General features: G+C 60.5%; 12 protein-coding genes and 1 pseudogene. 12 read left to right on the top strand and 1 reads right to left on the bottom strand.

All coding sequences use genetic code 11. From position 1 onward, the window contains the following. The 4 genes and pseudogenes from ACILSE_RS22715 to ACILSE_RS22730 form a co-directional block, all read left to right on the top strand. A pseudogene (locus ACILSE_RS22715) lies at nt 1–288 on the top strand (hypothetical protein); the annotation flags it as partial. Between the two features lie 23 nt (nt 289–311). Continuing rightward, nucleotides 312–3,149: a PSD1 and planctomycete cytochrome C domain-containing protein gene (locus ACILSE_RS22720; protein ID WP_395719735.1), complete on the top strand. Its 2,838-nt coding sequence runs from the start codon at nt 312–314 to the stop codon at nt 3,147–3,149. After that, nucleotides 3,139–4,572 (top strand): DUF1501 domain-containing protein, encoded by a 1,434-nt coding sequence (locus tag ACILSE_RS22725; protein ID WP_395719736.1) that lies wholly within the window; start codon nt 3,139–3,141, stop codon nt 4,570–4,572. The genes ACILSE_RS22720 and ACILSE_RS22725 overlap by 11 nt, the downstream gene beginning before the upstream one ends. Next, a complete protein-coding gene (locus ACILSE_RS22730; RefSeq protein ID WP_395719737.1) occupies nt 4,569–6,041 on the top strand; it encodes a hypothetical protein in 1,473 nt (490 codons plus the stop codon). Before ACILSE_RS22725 ends, ACILSE_RS22730 begins: the two co-directional genes overlap by 4 nt. A gap of 289 nt (nt 6,042–6,330) precedes the next feature. Here ACILSE_RS22730 and ACILSE_RS22735 read toward each other — a convergent pair whose 3' ends face one another. Then, nucleotides 6,331–7,023, bottom strand: a complete 693-nt coding sequence (locus ACILSE_RS22735) for a helix-turn-helix domain-containing protein (RefSeq protein WP_395719738.1) — start codon at nt 7,021–7,023, stop codon at nt 6,331–6,333. A 31-nt stretch (nt 7,024–7,054) separates the two neighbouring features. Here ACILSE_RS22735 and ACILSE_RS22740 point away from each other — a divergent pair, with 31 nt between their 5' ends. The 8 genes from ACILSE_RS22740 to ACILSE_RS22775 all read left to right on the top strand — a co-directional run bounded on the left by ACILSE_RS22740 (nt 7,055) and on the right by ACILSE_RS22775 (nt 15,539). Next, complete coding sequence (locus ACILSE_RS22740) at nt 7,055–7,252, top strand: hypothetical protein (RefSeq protein ID WP_395719739.1); 198 nt, start codon at nt 7,055–7,057, stop codon at nt 7,250–7,252. A gap of 115 nt (nt 7,253–7,367) precedes the next feature. Further along, the gene (locus ACILSE_RS22745) at nt 7,368–8,603 is read left to right on the top strand and encodes a DUF1080 domain-containing protein (protein WP_395719740.1); all 1,236 of its coding nucleotides are present in this window, start codon (nt 7,368–7,370) and stop codon (nt 8,601–8,603) included. Between the two features lie 38 nt (nt 8,604–8,641). Further along, on the top strand, nt 8,642–9,634 hold the full coding sequence (locus ACILSE_RS22750; RefSeq protein ID WP_395719741.1) for a ThuA domain-containing protein: 993 nt from the start codon (nt 8,642–8,644) through the stop codon (nt 9,632–9,634). A 48-nt stretch (nt 9,635–9,682) separates the two neighbouring features. After that, the gene (locus ACILSE_RS22755) at nt 9,683–9,931 is read left to right on the top strand and encodes a helix-turn-helix domain-containing protein (RefSeq protein ID WP_395719742.1); all 249 of its coding nucleotides are present in this window, start codon (nt 9,683–9,685) and stop codon (nt 9,929–9,931) included. A gap of 77 nt (nt 9,932–10,008) precedes the next feature. Then, the gene (locus ACILSE_RS22760) at nt 10,009–10,761 is read left to right on the top strand and encodes an SDR family NAD(P)-dependent oxidoreductase (RefSeq protein ID WP_395719743.1); all 753 of its coding nucleotides are present in this window, start codon (nt 10,009–10,011) and stop codon (nt 10,759–10,761) included. A 20-nt stretch (nt 10,762–10,781) separates the two neighbouring features. Further along, entirely contained in the window at nt 10,782–11,492 is a 711-nt protein-coding gene (locus ACILSE_RS22765; RefSeq protein ID WP_395719744.1) for a FadR/GntR family transcriptional regulator, read from the top strand. 3 nt (nt 11,493–11,495) lie between these two features. After that, nucleotides 11,496–14,123, top strand: a complete 2,628-nt coding sequence (locus ACILSE_RS22770) for a PSD1 and planctomycete cytochrome C domain-containing protein (RefSeq protein ID WP_395719745.1) — start codon at nt 11,496–11,498, stop codon at nt 14,121–14,123. Between the two features lie 21 nt (nt 14,124–14,144). Beyond that, complete coding sequence (locus ACILSE_RS22775) at nt 14,145–15,539, top strand: DUF1501 domain-containing protein (protein WP_395719746.1); 1,395 nt, start codon at nt 14,145–14,147, stop codon at nt 15,537–15,539. The last annotated feature ends 12 nt before the right edge of the window (nt 15,540–15,551 follow it).

A 15,551-nucleotide genomic window follows, 5' to 3' on the forward strand; every position in this document is an offset into this window, starting at 1 on the left:
CTGGGCCCGAAAGGCAGCGTGGAAATCCTCCCCGGAGACAAAGGCAGTGTCTATGGACAAAGCGGTGGCAACAAACCCAATCCGAAGCGCCTCGTGGTGAACAAAAAGGAAGTGCCCGCCGACGACACGCTCCAGCTCGCCGTGCTGCTCGACGAGTTCGCCAAGGCCATCACCAGCAAGTCGCCCTTCAAAGCCGATGGCGCGATGGGCCTGCGCGACATCCGCATCGTCGAGGCCATCTACGCGTCCGCCAGACAAGGCGGCACCAGCGTGGCGGTGAGTGCCTGAATCATGAACCTGCCGACCATCCCATGAGACTTCTCGTCGCTTCTTTTTTCCTCCTTGCATCTTCACTGCCCGCAGCGGCGGATGACTCGGCGGAACTGCTCTTCGTGCGCCGCATCGTGCCACTGTTTGCGGAGAAGTGTATGGCTTGCCATGGCAACGATCCTGCAAAGTTGAAAGGTGGCTTCGATATGCGAACTCGTGGTGCCATCATGAAAGGTGGCGACAGCGAGAAGCCGGGTTTGATCGCTGGCAAGCCGGAGGAGAGTCCGCTGTATCTCGCGGTGACGCGGAAGCATGATGACTGGGAGGCGATGCCGCCGAAGGAGGCGGACAAGCTTTATGCGGAGCAGATCGCCTGGATCAAAGACTGGATCGCGGGCGGTGCGCCGTGGCCGGATGATTCACGGGTGCAGGCCATTGCGAAAGCGAACGAGGCGAAGTGGTCCGCAGAGGATGGCATCATGGTAAAGACGACGGGAGCCTTGTCGCCCGAGTGGGCGAATCGAAAATACAAACCGGAGGGGCTGTGGGCTTATCAACCAATCGCGAAGAAGGATGGCGAGAAGGTGCTGGATGACTTCATCAAGGCGAAGATGCCTCCCGGGTTGAAGCCCGCGCCCACCGCCGATGCCAGCACGTTGATCCGTCGCGCCTCGTTTGACCTCACCGGACTGCCGCCGACACCGGAGGAAGTCACAGCCTTTGAGAGCAGTTACTCGAAAGACACGAATGCGGCGGTGAAGGCACTCATCGACCGTCTGCTCGACTCCCCGCATTACGGCGAGCGCATGGCGCAGCACTGGCTGGATGTCACCCGCTACGCCGATTCGTCGGGCTTCTCGAATGACTACGAGCGTGGAAATGCCTGGCGCTATCGCGATTACGTGGTGCGCGCCTTCAACCGCGACAAGCCCTATGATCAGTTCATCAAGGAGCAGATCGCCGGGGATGAGATCGACGCCAATGACCCGGAGAAAATCATCGCCACGGGTTTCCTGCGCACAGGGCCGTGGGAGCTGACTGGCATGGAGGTGGAGAAGATCGCCCGCCAGCGCTTTCTCGATGATGTGACCAACAGCGTGGGCGAGACCTTCCTCGCGCACTCGCTGCAGTGCGCCCGCTGTCACGATCACAAGTTCGATCCGGTGCCCACGCATGATTACTACTCGATTCAGGCCGTGTTTGCGACGACCCAGCTCTCGGAACGTGCCGCGCCTTTTCTTCCAGAAGAGAACACGCAGGGCTTCGACGAACGCGGCTATTTGGAAAAGAGCCTGGCGGAACATGAATCCATCCTGACGAAGCTGGACGCCGTATTGCTGGAGAACGCCGCGCGTTGGTTCAAGGACAACGGCAAGGACCCGGCCAAGTGGAATGCCGCCGTCGAGGCCGCACGAAATCCCGCCGCTCCGAAGCAAGGACCCGCCAGGAAGCTCGGCAAGTATTCGGACCTGTTCGCCACCGCACGAAATGCGCTCACCAGCGCCGGTGCGCCGGAAGGGGACTTCCCTCCCAAGCTGGTCGGCTTCACGCCAGAACAGTTCGGCATGGAACGAGTGGCACGAAAAGGCTTGGAGCGACTCCGATGGGAACTGGATCGCTATGAACCCTATGCTCTCGCGGTCTATGGCGGTCGCACCCGGCAATATAAAACCGTCTTCGCTCCGCTGCGGATGCCCGCCGACAGGATGAGCGCGGGCGAGCTGGAAGAGACCTGCATCCTCACCGGTGGCGATCCCTTTGCCTCCGGCACCAAGGTCAAGCCCGGCGTCCTCAGCGTGCTTGGCTCTGTGCAAAAGACGCCCATCCCCGACACCATCGAAGGCCGTCGCAAAGCCTTCGCCGAATGGGTCGCCAGCTCGGACAATCCGCTGACCTCAAGGGCCATCGTGAATCGCGTGTGGATGTGGCACTTCGGCCAGCCGCTCGCGGGGAATCCGAACAACTTCGGAAGCACCGGCAAAAAGCCCACCCACCCCGAATTGCTGGACTGGCTCGCGGCGCAGTTTGTGGAGAGCGGCTGGAGCTTCAAGGCACTGCACCGCCTCATCATGACCTCGGAGGCCTATCGCCGCAGCGCCACGCATCCTGATTTGAAGGCACTGCGGGAGAAAGACGCCCTCGGCACCAGCTACGTCGTCTTTCAGCCGCGCCGCCTTAGCGCGGAAGAGTTGCGGGATGCCATGCTCGCGGCCACGGGCGAGCTGAACCGCACCCTCGGTGGCATTCCGAACCGGCCTGAGATCAATCTGGAAGCCGCCCTGCAACCGCGCCAAGTCATGGGCACCTTTGCCTCCGCCTGGGTGCCCAATCCCAAGCCTGAGCAGCGCCATCGCCGCTCACTCTACGCCCTGAAACTGCGCGGCCTCACCGACCCGATGCTGGAGGTCTTCAATGCGCCCGCGCCGGACTTCTCCTGCGAGCGCCGCGAGGCCAGCACCGTCACGCCGCAGGTCTTCAGCTTGTTCAATGGCCAGAGCACGCAATCTCGCGCACTCGCCCTCGCCAATCGCGCCGTGAAGGAAACGCACAGTGATGAGGAAGCCATTGCGCGGGTCTTCGCGCTCACTTTCTCCCGCCCACCGAGTGCCGAAGAAACGCAAAGCTGCCTTGCTCATTGGCGCGACATCGAAGCCCTGCTTGGCAGCGAAAAGCCGACGACTCAAAAGCCACCGCTCGAAGTCCGCCGCGATGCCGTGGAAGAGAACACCGGCGAGAAGTTTTCCTTCAACGAGAAGCTGCACGCCTACGCGGAGTTCGTGCCCGACCTTCAGCCCGCCGATGTCGATGCCCGCACCCGCGCCCTGGCAGATGTCTGCCTCGTCCTGCTCAACTCCAACGAGTTCGCTTATGTCTATTAAACCCTTCTTCCCATGCGCCGGAGCCCGCGCTTTGCACGCGCCAACACGCCGCGAGTTCATCTACAGCCTGGGCACCAGCCTCGGCAGTGTCGCCTTCAGTTCCTTGCTCGCCGAGGAGGCGAAGAAACATCCGCTGGCACCGAAGCCAGGCCACTTCCCGGAGGCGAAGGCGAAGAACGTCATCTTCCTCATGATGGAAGGCGGGCCGTCGCACATCGACACCTTCGACCCCAAGCCCACGCTCGAAAAGCTGCACCTCAAGGAGTTCACTCGCCAAGACAAGCAGGCCTCCGCCATGCAGGGCGGCAAGCGCTACTATGTGCAAAGCCCCTTCAAGTTCATCAAGGCCGGTCAAAGCGGCGCGGACATGGCGGACAACTGGTCGAATCTCGCCAAGGTCGCGGATGATATTTGTTTCTTCCGTGGTTGCACCGTGGAGAGCGTGAACCATCCGACCGCGATGTATCAGATGAACTGTGGCAACCGCTTCGGAGGCGATCCCGGCATCGGTGCGTGGGTGAACTACGGCCTTGGCTCGCTCAATCAGGACCTGCCCGGCTTCATCGTGCTGCCCGAAGTCAGCTATCCGCAAGGAGGTGCCGCGAACTGGAGCAACGGCTACTTGCCCGCCAACTACCAAGGCACGCCGCTGCGCGCGAAAGGCTCGCCCATTCTCGATCTCACGCCGCCGCCAGGCGTGAGCGAAGCACGTCAGCGCAAGAACCTCGACCTCATCACGAAGCTCAACACCGCGCACGCCGCGCAGCATCCCGGCCACGACGAACTCGCCGCGCGCATGGACAACTACGAACTCGCCTTCCGCATGCAGATGCAGGTGCCCGAGACTCTCGACCTCTCCAAGGAAGACGCGAAGACCAAGGAACTCTACGGCATCGGCAATGACGCCACCGATTCCTTTGGCCGCAAATGCTTGTTAGCCCGCAAGCTCATCGAAAAAGGCGTGCGCTTCGTTCAGCTCTACAACGGCTCCTGGGACAGCCACGACTACATCGAGCGTGCCCATGGCAATCTTGTGCGCGGCGTTGACCAGCCCATCGCCGCCCTCATCACCGACCTCAAACAGCGCGGCCTTCTGGAGAGCACCCTCATCGTTTGGTGCGGCGAGTTCGGCCGCACACCCGACAACGGCGTGCGCGGCGGCACCGCCTACGGTCGCGACCACAATCCGAACGCCATGACCCTCTGGCTCGCCGGTGGCGGCTGTAACGCCGGTCACACCATCGGTGCCACCGACGACCTCGGCATGACCGCCGTCGAAGGCAAAGCCCACGTCCGCGATTTCCACGTCACCCTCTTGCGCCTTCTCGGCCTGGACGACAACAAACTCACCTACTACCACGCCGGTCGCTTCAAGCAGCTCAGCCAGTTTGGCGGCACAGTGATCAAGGATCTCATCGCATGAAACGCACTCTCAATCTCCTTGCCGCCCTGCTGTTCGCGCCGCTGGCCGATGTTCTACCTGCTGCCGATGCCGTTGCCAATGGCGCGGCCCAGCCGGAGATTCTGGCGCCGGACGAACTGGCGTTGGTCCGCGAGTTGGCGACGGCCACCCTCGAAACCTGCGGGGTGGCTCCGGGTGCCATCGCCCACGGCAAAACCAATACCTTGGGGTTCCGGGCCATCACGCCGGGTGGTTATCCGGCGATCTGGATCCTGGACTTCACCATGAATTTTTCCAGCGGCTTGATTGCGCGCGAGGACGGTCTCCGCCACTTCCAACTGATTCTGGAAAAGCAAAACGGCCCTGAGCCAAGGGAGCTGGGCCAGCAGGTGGTCATACCCGCTCACGCCATCCCCGATCATATCAATGTGGATGGCGCACCGGTGTTCTTTCCCGGCACCTACGATCCATTGGCCCACATGAATGGCGACTGGGGTTTCCGCCCGCCCAGCAACAACCAGTTTGAAGTCATCTCGCTCGCCCACATGCTCGCTCGCAGTGGTGATGCCAAAGCGCTGCTGAGCCGCGAGGTGGGCGGACGCACCGTGTATGAGCGACTGAAGCTGGCTTTTACCGTGCCGGAGATCAATCCGGCCACACAATTGGTGCGCACCACGGCGGCGCGGCGGTCGGTCGGATTCATTTTCTATGATGCCATCGAGATGACGGGAGACCTCCTGATGGCTTCGCTGATCCGCTACCGCACGGCCCTAAACCTCGCCTGGCTCGCCACCAAGATGGACCAACCCGAAGACGCCAAACACTATGCCGGCGTCGCCCAACAGATCCGCTCGCATATCCTGCCGGTCTTTGCCGACACCGACGGCACCCACGGCGGCTGGCTCAAAGCCTCTAACGGCATCTCCGGGCAGTCGGATGTGTGGGGCAGCATCTACGCGATCTATATCGGCGCGGTTGAGGGTGAAGCCCGCGCGGCTTTGCTCAGGACGATTACGGCGGCGTTGGCCAAGCCCGGAGAGATCGAGTTCGAGGGTGCCCTGCGCCACGTCCCGCTGAGCGGCGACTTCTCGCCGACTACCATGTGGGAGAAAGCCAGGCCCCAAAAAAACAGGTATATGAACGGCGCCTACTGGCACGTCCCGGTCGGCTGGCTGCTGACCATCCTGCAGCCGGAGTATCCGAAGTTGGCGCAGACCATTAAGCAGCATTGGCTGGGCCACCTGCGTGCGCAGCAGGGCAAGGTTTGGGAGTGCATCGGCTGGGATGGGCAGGCCAACAAGAACCCGTCCTTCGGAACATCGATAGCCCTGCCGTTAGGCGTCCTGAGCCGCAGGGAACTGCGCGCCGACCGGCTGCTGGCACCGCTTGCTGCTGAACAACCCACGCATTCCACCACTCCCGACCGCGAAATTCAGCCGAAGGCCGATCGAATCGACGCTGGAGCGAAGAAGGACTCCAAAACCAAGTAACAACTCCCCGCCCTCCTCACCGCCCAGCTGCTTGCACCGCCAGTTGTGCTCCACTCCGCATGAGTTCCCATGCCCACCGCGCTGGACAACCACGACGCCCACGACTACGCCGAACGGATGCCGAGGCACTTGCAGGAACTCCGGGAAGCGATGGGTTTGAGCAAAGTCAGCCTTGGTTCGTGAGCGTGGCATCAGCAGGGAATCCATCGGCAGGAGCAACGGTGGCCTCGTCTGCCCGACGATGGGCAACTCAGCGAACTATGGGACCGACACACGTCTGCAAGCCGCACTAAGGCGATGGCTTCCACTTTGCGTTCTTTCCGAATCGGGTCCGGTATTGGCGGGGCGTGAGGCCGACGCGTTTTTGAAACTGGCGGCAGAATACACTCTGATCGTAGAACCCGTTTTCCATCGCGATGGAGCCAAGCGAGTCATCCGTGCGCTGCAATTGCTGGCAGGCACTGTCGATTCGAAGTTGGAGCAGGTATTGAATCGGGGAGGTCTGAAACAAGGCTCTGAAGCGTCGCTGAAACTGGCTGGTGGAGAGATGCACCATGGCGGCGACGCTCTCGATGGTGATGCTCTCGTTGAAATGGCTGTTGAGGTAATCCACAGCGGGCTTGAGATCCTCGTAAGGACCGATGATGGCACCCGCGCTGCGGGCATCCCGCATGACTCCGGCGATGCCGATGACTCGCCCTGCCCGGTCGTGCAGGGGGGCCTTGCTACACAAGTAGCAGACCAGGAAACCTTTGCTGTTGGGCACGAACCAAATCTTGTCCCTGACCACCTTGTTGTGGCTGGCGATCCAGCGGTCTTCTTCACGATAACCTTGGGCGAGAAACGGGGAGAAAAAGTCGGCGTCCGTGAAGCCAAGGACTTCGGTTTCATGGCGAAATCCGATGGCCTGCAGCAAGGCTTGATTCATCCGCATGAACCGCCCCTCGGTGTCTTTGACGAAGAAATAGACGTTCGGAAGCATATCAAACAACTGGCCCAAAGAGTCTTCGGGAATGACACGCGACAAGAAGGCTTCCTGGAGTTTCTTTCCCTCATGGCCTTGGCTGGATTGGGATGATTTGTGGCGCTTTTTCATGGGTAATTCTGAAACGCCCGTGATGCGCCGAAAATACAAAAAGTCGCGGGTATCTGCCAAGCAAAACGGCAGCGTCTTTGCCTACAATGACGCATCAAAAAACTTCGATCCATGATCCGCTTTAGCCTGCTTTCAATGAAACTGAACGATTCATTCAGTCAGCGAATTGGGGAAATAAAATGATCCCTAACACACTCAATTCACAACGCCCCAACCGAGAGCCTAACATCATGAAAACAGTCCTCATCACCCTTCTCCTCGTCACCTCCGCCGCCTCGGCGCAGACACCCCTCTCAGATGGCAAGACCTTCACTGGCTGGGAGGGCGATACCACCACGCAATGGCGCATTGAAGACGGGGCATTCACTTCGGGCTCACTCGAGAAGAAGCAAACCCGCAACGACTACCTCACAACGACCCAAGAGTTCGGCGACTTCGAACTCACGCTGAAATGGAAACTGGAAGGCACCGAGGGCTTCGTGAATGGCGGCGTGCATTTCCGGTCCAAGCGTGTCCCGAAGGGCACCGAAGTGTCCGGATTTCAGGCGGACCTCGGCGCAGGTTACGACGGAGCGCTCTACGATCACATTCGCCGCAGCAAAGTCATCCAGAGACCCACGAAGGAAGTGCTGGAAAAGGCGCGCAAGCCCGTGGGCGAATGGAACGACTACCGCATCCGCGCCGAAGGCTCGCGCATTCAGATCTGGCTCAATGGCGTGCAGACGGTGGACTACACCGAGACCGACCCGACCATCGAGACCACCGGCATCATCGCGGTGCAGATCCACGGCAATTCATCCGCCATCGTGCGCTACAAGGACATCGTCATCACGGAGCTGCACTCCGGGGACGCAATCGAACCCGCTGCCAAGGTGATGTTGTTCGACGGCAAATCCCTTGACGGTTGGATCCCCTTCAGCCCCGGCAAGAGGCAGGGCAAAGACGTCAATTCAACCGACACAAAAGTGTGGTCGGTCCGCGACGGCGTGATCCACTGTGAGGGCAAGCCGTCGGGTTACCTCCGCACCAGCAAAGACTACGCGAACTATCAACTGCATCTCGAGTGGCGCTGGGACGGCAAGCCGACCAACAGCGGCGTGCTGCTGCACAAGACAGGCCCCGACCTCCTCTGGCCAACCTCCATCGAGGCCCAAGTCATGCATGAGAACGCAGGTGATTTCTATTTGATCAACCTCTCGTCCTTGACCGTCAACGGCAAGCAGCTCGGCCCGGTTGTAAAGCCATACCTAAGAGCCAAGAAACAGGAGTTATCGAACGAGAAACCCCCGGGCGAGTGGAACAGCTACGACATCGTCTGCGATGGCGACTCGATCCAACTGACGATCAACGGCGTGCTGCAGAACAAGGGCACCGGCGCCAAACCGTCCAGCGGCGCGATCTGCCTGCAAAGCGAGGGCAGCCCGATCCAGTTCCGCAATATCTACCTCAAACCGCTGGAGAAATAGAGCGCCGAACATCTCGGCAACTGACTTCAACTCACACCATGAAACCCACCCACCCACTCCCTACCGACATCAGCCGCCGCACCTTTCTCCAACGTTCGACGGGTGCGCTCGCTGCCTCCACCGGTTTGTTGGCACACGCCCAAGCGGAACCCGAGAACACCTATGGCGTCCAGACACCGGAACTGCGCAGCCGCGCAGAGGTTTATGCCGTTCTCGGCAAGGCACCAAAGCCCGCCGCAGAGGCGAGCCTGCGACCGCTCACCATTCTCTTCGCTGGAGGTGCCAAGGATCATCCGCCGAGGTCCCATTCTCACGATGTGCTACCGAAACGCTGGAAAGTGCTGCTCGGCGGCGCAGGCCGAGGTGATGAGACGGTGACGAACCTGTATCGCCCCCAGGTGGAGGCAGACCGCGCCTTGATCACCGCAGGCTCTGCGCATGTCAAAGCCCTGAGCACCTTGGAATGGCCCACCGAAGAGCAGTTCGCCACGGCGGATGTGATTATGCTTTATCAACACCCGAAGTGTTTGTCCGACGCGAAGCACCAGCAGCAGATCGAGGCATTCCTGAATCGTGGCGGTGGCCTCGTGCTATCGCACTATGTGCTCTGGAATGCTTCGCCAGCGCTCGCAAATCTGCTCGGCATGGCCAAGGGAAAGGACAGTCACTACAAGCACAAGGTCATCACCCTGAAGCTGCCGGAGCCGCGTCATCCGATCATGCACGGGCTGCCCGATACCTTCACCCTCGCCGACGAATGCTTCTGGAACCTGCAAGGCGACCGCAGCAAGATCACCGCGCTCGCCACGTCCGATGAAACCGTGGGCGACAAGGTCAGCGCCGAACCCATCATCTGGGCTCACGAGCACGGAAAAGGCCGCGTCGTGGCCTCCACCCTGGGGCACTTCGACTGGACCTTCGACGACCCCTTCTTCCGCACCATCCTGCTGCGCGGCATCGCCTGGGCCGCTGGCGATTCACCCTATCGCTTCGATCCCCTCATCCTGCGCGGCATCCCGCTGAAAGACTGATGCGATAACTCCCCCGCTCCGTGAGCATCACCATTCGCGTGAACCACCATGCCCACCGCGCCGGAAAACCACGACGCCCACGACTACGCCGAGTGCATCCGCGATCGGTTGCCGCGGCGGCTTCAGGAGCTACGTGAAGCCTGTGGCCAGAGCAAGTATGGTCTTGCTCGTGAAAGCGGGCTGAGCCGGGGATACATTGCCGAGCGCAGGGCTGTGATGCCGGGCCTTTGGTGGGGTTCGCCCTCAAGGCTTCATCGAGCACCGGCTGATTTCAGCGAAGACTACGGTGTCGCCTAATTTAGCGCGTGCCAGAAAGAACCCGAAAAGCAGCTCCGTTCTGTAACTGGTATGACCTCCTACCACAAACCTCTTCCATGAATCAAATCGATCTCCAAAACCGCATCGCCATCGTCACGGGCGGCGCTCGGGGCATTGGCCGCGCCATTGCCGAACGCCTCCTCGCCTCGGGGGCACGCGTCTCGCTTTGGGATGTGGATGCAGCGGCGCTCGCTCAGGCTTCGTCCGAGATGGGCACGCCGGACACCGTTCATACTGCGACTGTCGATCTCGCGGACCTCGCCTCCGTCCAGGCCGCCACCGCCGCCACTGTGGCTGCGTTTGGAAAGATCGATATCCTTGTGAACAACGCAGGCATCACCGGTGGCAACGCGAAGACCTGGGAACTCGATCCAGCCGACTGGCGGCGCGTGATGGAGATCAATCTCAACGGGCCCTTCTACTGCTGTCACAGCGTGGTGCCGCACCTCATCACCAACGGCTACGGACGCATCGTGAACATCGCCTCCATCGCAGGCAAGGAAGGCAATCCTAATGCCGCCCACTACAGCGCTTCCAAGGCTGCTGTCATCGCCTTGACCAAGTCTCTCGGCAAAGAACTCGCCACCTCAAACATCACCGTGAACGCCGTCACACCTGCCGTCATCGCCACTGACATCCTCCAGCAGATGCAGCAGTCGCATATCGACTACATGCTCTCGAAGATCCCGATGGGACGCTTTGGCAAAAAGGAAGAGGCCGCCGCGCTCGTGGCCTGGCTTTGCTCAGAAGACTGCTCCTTCACCACCGCCGCCGTCTTCGATCTCTCCGGCGGCCGCGCGACTTACTAAACTCCATCACACACCTCTCCATGAACATCACCGCACTCGAACGCCCTGCATCCCTTGTCGAACGTGTCTGTCAGCAACTTGCCGAACTCATCCGAGGCGACAGCTCCGAAGAGGAACGCTGGCTTCCAGGCGAACGCTCCTTGGCTGAGAAACTCGGTGTCAGCCGCACCGTGGTGCGCGAAGCCACCAAGCGGCTCGAACAGCAAGGCATGCTGGAGATCCAGCACGGCACCGGCATCAAGATCGTTGACCGCCTACACCGCCCTTTGAATGACTCCCTCTCGCTGCTCATTCCTGATATGGCGGATCGTCTCCAGCAGCTCAATGAGACACGGCTTTCCATCGAACCGGATGCCGCCGCTTATGCCGCGCAGCGAGCCACCACGGAGCAGCTCAAGACGATGCGACGCATCCAGAAGCAGCTCGAAAACGCCGCCGAAGGCCCCGCCGCCATTGAGGCCGACATCGCAGCGCATCACGCCATCGCCGATGCCAGCGGCAACCTCATTTACCGTCTCATCCTCGATTCCCTCGCAGACCTCGGCGTCTCCAGCCGCCTGCGCACCATTGGCCGCATCGGCAAGCGAGCCGCCATCGAACAACACGAAGCCATCCTCGTCGCCATCGAGAACCGCGACCCCGAAGCCGCCCGCGCCGCCATGCGCAGCCACATCCTTGCTGCTGGTGCGGATATGGATCTTCCCGCACTCAAAACCAAAACAGCAAAATGAGATATGAAGCCCATCTTTTTGTCATCCATCTTTTTGTCATTACTCTGCGTCACCAACCACGCAGCCGACACCACCTTCTTCGACTCCAAAGTCCTGCCTATCCTTCAGCAGCGTTGCTTTGAGTGCCACTCGCACGGAACGAAGATCAAAGGCGGCCTCGCTTTGGATTCACGCTCTGGCTGGGCGGAGGGCGGAGACAATGGTCCCGCCATCAAGCCTGGCCAATTGGAGGAAAGTCTGGTCATCAAAGCGGTCCGCTATGTGGACGCGGAGTTCGAAATGCCTCCGAAGGCCAAGCTTCCTGCCAGCGAGATCGCCATTCTCGAAGAATGGGTGAAGCTCGGTGCGCATGACCCACGAACCGCTGGAGCCGGAAAGCAAAAGAAAGGCATCGACCTCGCCGAAGGCCGGAAGTTCTGGGCCTTCCAACCCGTGAGCAATCCCAAGCCGCCGCTGGTGAAAGACACCGCATGGCCACTTGATCCGCTGGATCATTTCATCCTCAAGCCGCTCGAAGCCAAGGGCATCAAGCCCGTGGGTGATGCAGATCGCTACACTTGGCTTCGTCGCGTGAGCCTTGATCTCACGGGCCTGCCACCGACAGCGAAGGACATCGAATCCTTTTCAAAAGACTCGTCATCCGATGCGTATGCGAATGCTGTGGATCGCTTGTTAAGCTCCAAAGCCTACGGCGAGCGCTGGGCACGCCACTGGCTCGATCTCACCGGCTACGCCGATATGATCGGAACGTCGAACGGCGTGTTCGCTGAGCATGCGTGGCGTTATCGCGATTACCTCATCAACGCTTTCAACGCGGACAAGCCGTTTGATGAGTTCGTACGCGAGCAGATCGCGGGAGATTTGATGTCCGCAAAGTCCACCGAAGATCGCGCCGAGAACATCACCGCCACCGGATTCCTCATGGTCGGCGACATCGAGATCGTGAACCCGGACAAGGCGAAGATGGAGACCGATCACATCGATTCCCAGATGATCAAAATTGGCCAGACCTTCATGGGCATGACGCTCGGCTGTGTGCGCTGCCATGATCACAAGTTCGACCCCATCGGAGTCGATGACTACTACGGCATCGCCGGCATGCTGCGGAGTTCACCCTCCTCGCACAAAATGCCGGACATGGGCGTCTGGAGCACGCTCAACAGCACCGTCCTGCCCGAAACCCCCGCGCAACTCGCCGTGCGAAAGAAACTCGAAGCCGAGAACGAACAGCGCATCGTTGGCTTCAAAGAAGAGCAAAAGAAGCTCACTGACGAAAAAGCCGTTGTGATCAAGCAACTCGCTGCTCTCGGTAAACCGACTTCGCCAGTATCCCAAGTCGTCGCCGCTACCGACAACGCCGAGCGTGATGTTCCCAAATCCCTTCCCACTCCAGAAAAAAAATCTGCGGGCCTCCCTGAGCCGAGTCCCCGAGACAGACGAAGTCAATCTGTGGGAAAACCTCTCCCCGACAAAGACGCCCTAACCAAGCGCCGCGACGAACTCGATGCACAGCTCAAGAAGCTCGCCGAGACCATCAAACACGCCGAGTTCTTCAAGGACAAGACTCCAAGAGCCTTCGCCATGAGCGATGGCCCGAAGCCTGCCGACATGCCCGTTTATGTGCGTGGCAATCCGTATGCACCAAGCACCGTCGTGCCGCGTGGAACCCTTCGCGTGGCCTCGTGGGATAAGTTCCCCGCCATCCCAGCAGGCCAGAGTGGACGTCTGCAATTCGCGGACTGGCTTGCCGACAAACGCAACCCGCTCACCGCCCGCGTGACCGTGAACCGCATCTGGCAAAAGCTCTTCGGCACCGGCATCGTGCCCAGCGTGGATTACTTCGGCACTCGTGGCGATGTGCCCACGAATCCCGAGTTGCTTGATCACCTCGCCACTCGGTTCATGCAGGGTGGTTGGTCGCAAAAAACCTTCCTTCGCTCGCTCGTTCTTAGCCGCGCTTATCGCCTGAGCAGCTCCAACGATGCCCTAGCGATGAAGCTCGACCCCGAGAACAAACTCTTTTGGCGCATGAATCGCCAGCGTCTCGATGCCGAGGCTCTGCGCGATTCCATGCTCGCCATCAGCGGCGAACTCACTCGCGATAGCGGCGGGCCTGCGTTGGTGCTGGAGAATCCCGATAACTGCGGTGCATTGGCTCTGAAAGGTGTCAATCCGCCCAACTACAAGCACAGCAAGCCGCGCCCGACGCAGGAGTTTGAGCGCACCCTCTATCTCCCTGTGCTCAGAGGTGCCACCGCTGGGCCAGATCGCTTGCGAGCCTTCTTTGATTTCGTCGATCCCGCTGGCACGGCCGGACAGCGAAACCAGACCGTGGTGCCCACGCAGTCGCTCTTCCTGCTCAGCAACGACCTCCTCCGCAAACGCGCCACCAAGCTCGCCGACCATTTCATTGCCGCCGAACCGAACGAAATAGCGCGACTCGAAGCCCTCTGGCTCCGCGTGCTCAATCGTCCCATCACCAGCACCGAGCGCGAAGAGGCCACTGCCTTCCTCGGCAACGTCGAGCCGCTCATCAAAACCGTCAAAGGCCGCCCCGCACTCGACTCCATCAAGTGGCGCGAACTCTGCCACAGCCTGCTGGCCTCGAATGAGTTCGTGTTTCGTCTCTAACTTCCATCACCTGCAATCGCCATGAACTCAATCCTCACCCGCCGCCAACTCCTTCAGCGCACCGCTTGCGGCTTCGGTGCTCTCGCCTTGCAAGACATCGCCAGCGCGGCAGCTAATCCGCTCGCGGCTCGAATCCCCGGCATGGTGCCGAAAGCCAAGCGCGTCATCTTTCTCTTCATGGGCGGCGGCCCTTCGCAGATGGATCTCTTTGACCCGAAGCCCTTCATTGAGCGCAAGCACGGGCAGAAGATCGACTCGCCACTGCGCAAAGAAGTCACGCAGATCGGCACGGACCAGTTTCTCGCCTTGAAGGCCATGGCACCGGTGCGTCCGCGTGGACAGAGCGGCATGATGATCTCTGATTTGATGCCGCACCTTGCCACGGTGGCGGATGATCTCTGCCTCCTGCGTGGCATGAACGCTGACAATCCCCAGCACGCAGGTGCGACCTTGCAGTTCCACACCGGCACCTTTGCTGAAGTGCGCCCTTCGATGGGCGCATGGGTCAGCTACGGACTCGGCACCGAGAACGCGAACCTTCCCAGCTTTGTCAGCATCCAGGGCGGCGGCGTGCGTGAGTATGGCTCCGCGTTCCTGCCTGCGATTCATCAAGGCACCAAGCTCACCGTGCCGCTGGACAGCAAAACATTGCCCGTGGAGAACCTGCGCAACGTCTCCGAAAACGACGCCATCCAGCGCCAGCGCATGGATTTCATGGCCCGCATGAACAAGCGTCTCGTCGGCGATCTGCATGGTGATGCGAACATGGAAGGCATGATCCAAAACATGGAACTCGCCGCCCGTATGCAGCTCACCACGCCTGCGATCGTGGACATCTCGAAAGAAAGCAAAGCCACGCTCGACCTCTATGGTGTCGGCGGCAAGGACACCAACACCTTTGGCCGCGCCTGTCTGCTCGCTCGCAAACTCAGCGAAGCTGGCGTGCGCTTCGTGCAGGTCAGCACCGGCGGCTGGGATCATCACGGTGACATCCGCGGAAACCTCCCAAAACTCTGCTCTCAGACCGATCAACCGGTTGCCGCCTTGCTCAAAGATCTCAAATCACGCGGCCTTCTCGAAGACACGCTCGTGCTATGGAGCGGCGAGTTTGGCCGCACCCCATGGAGCCAGGACCTCAGCGGCAAATCGCCCATCGAGAAACATGGACGCGAGCACCAACCCGAAAGCTTCTGCTCATGGATGGCCGGGGGCGGCGTCAAAGCCGGCCTCACCTACGGCGACACCGACGACATGGGCTACCGCGCCATCAACGGCAAAGTCCACATCCACGATCTGCACGCCACCATGCTGCACCTGCTCGGCATCGATCACCTCAAGCTCACCTCTCGTCACCTCGGTCGCGACTTCCGCCTCACCGATGTTTATGGAGAGGTGGTGAAGGAGATTCTGGCGTGAACTGATCGCCTT

Source organism: Prosthecobacter sp. (assembly GCF_044236155.1).
Lineage (GTDB): Bacteria > Verrucomicrobiota > Verrucomicrobiia > Verrucomicrobiales > Verrucomicrobiaceae > Prosthecobacter.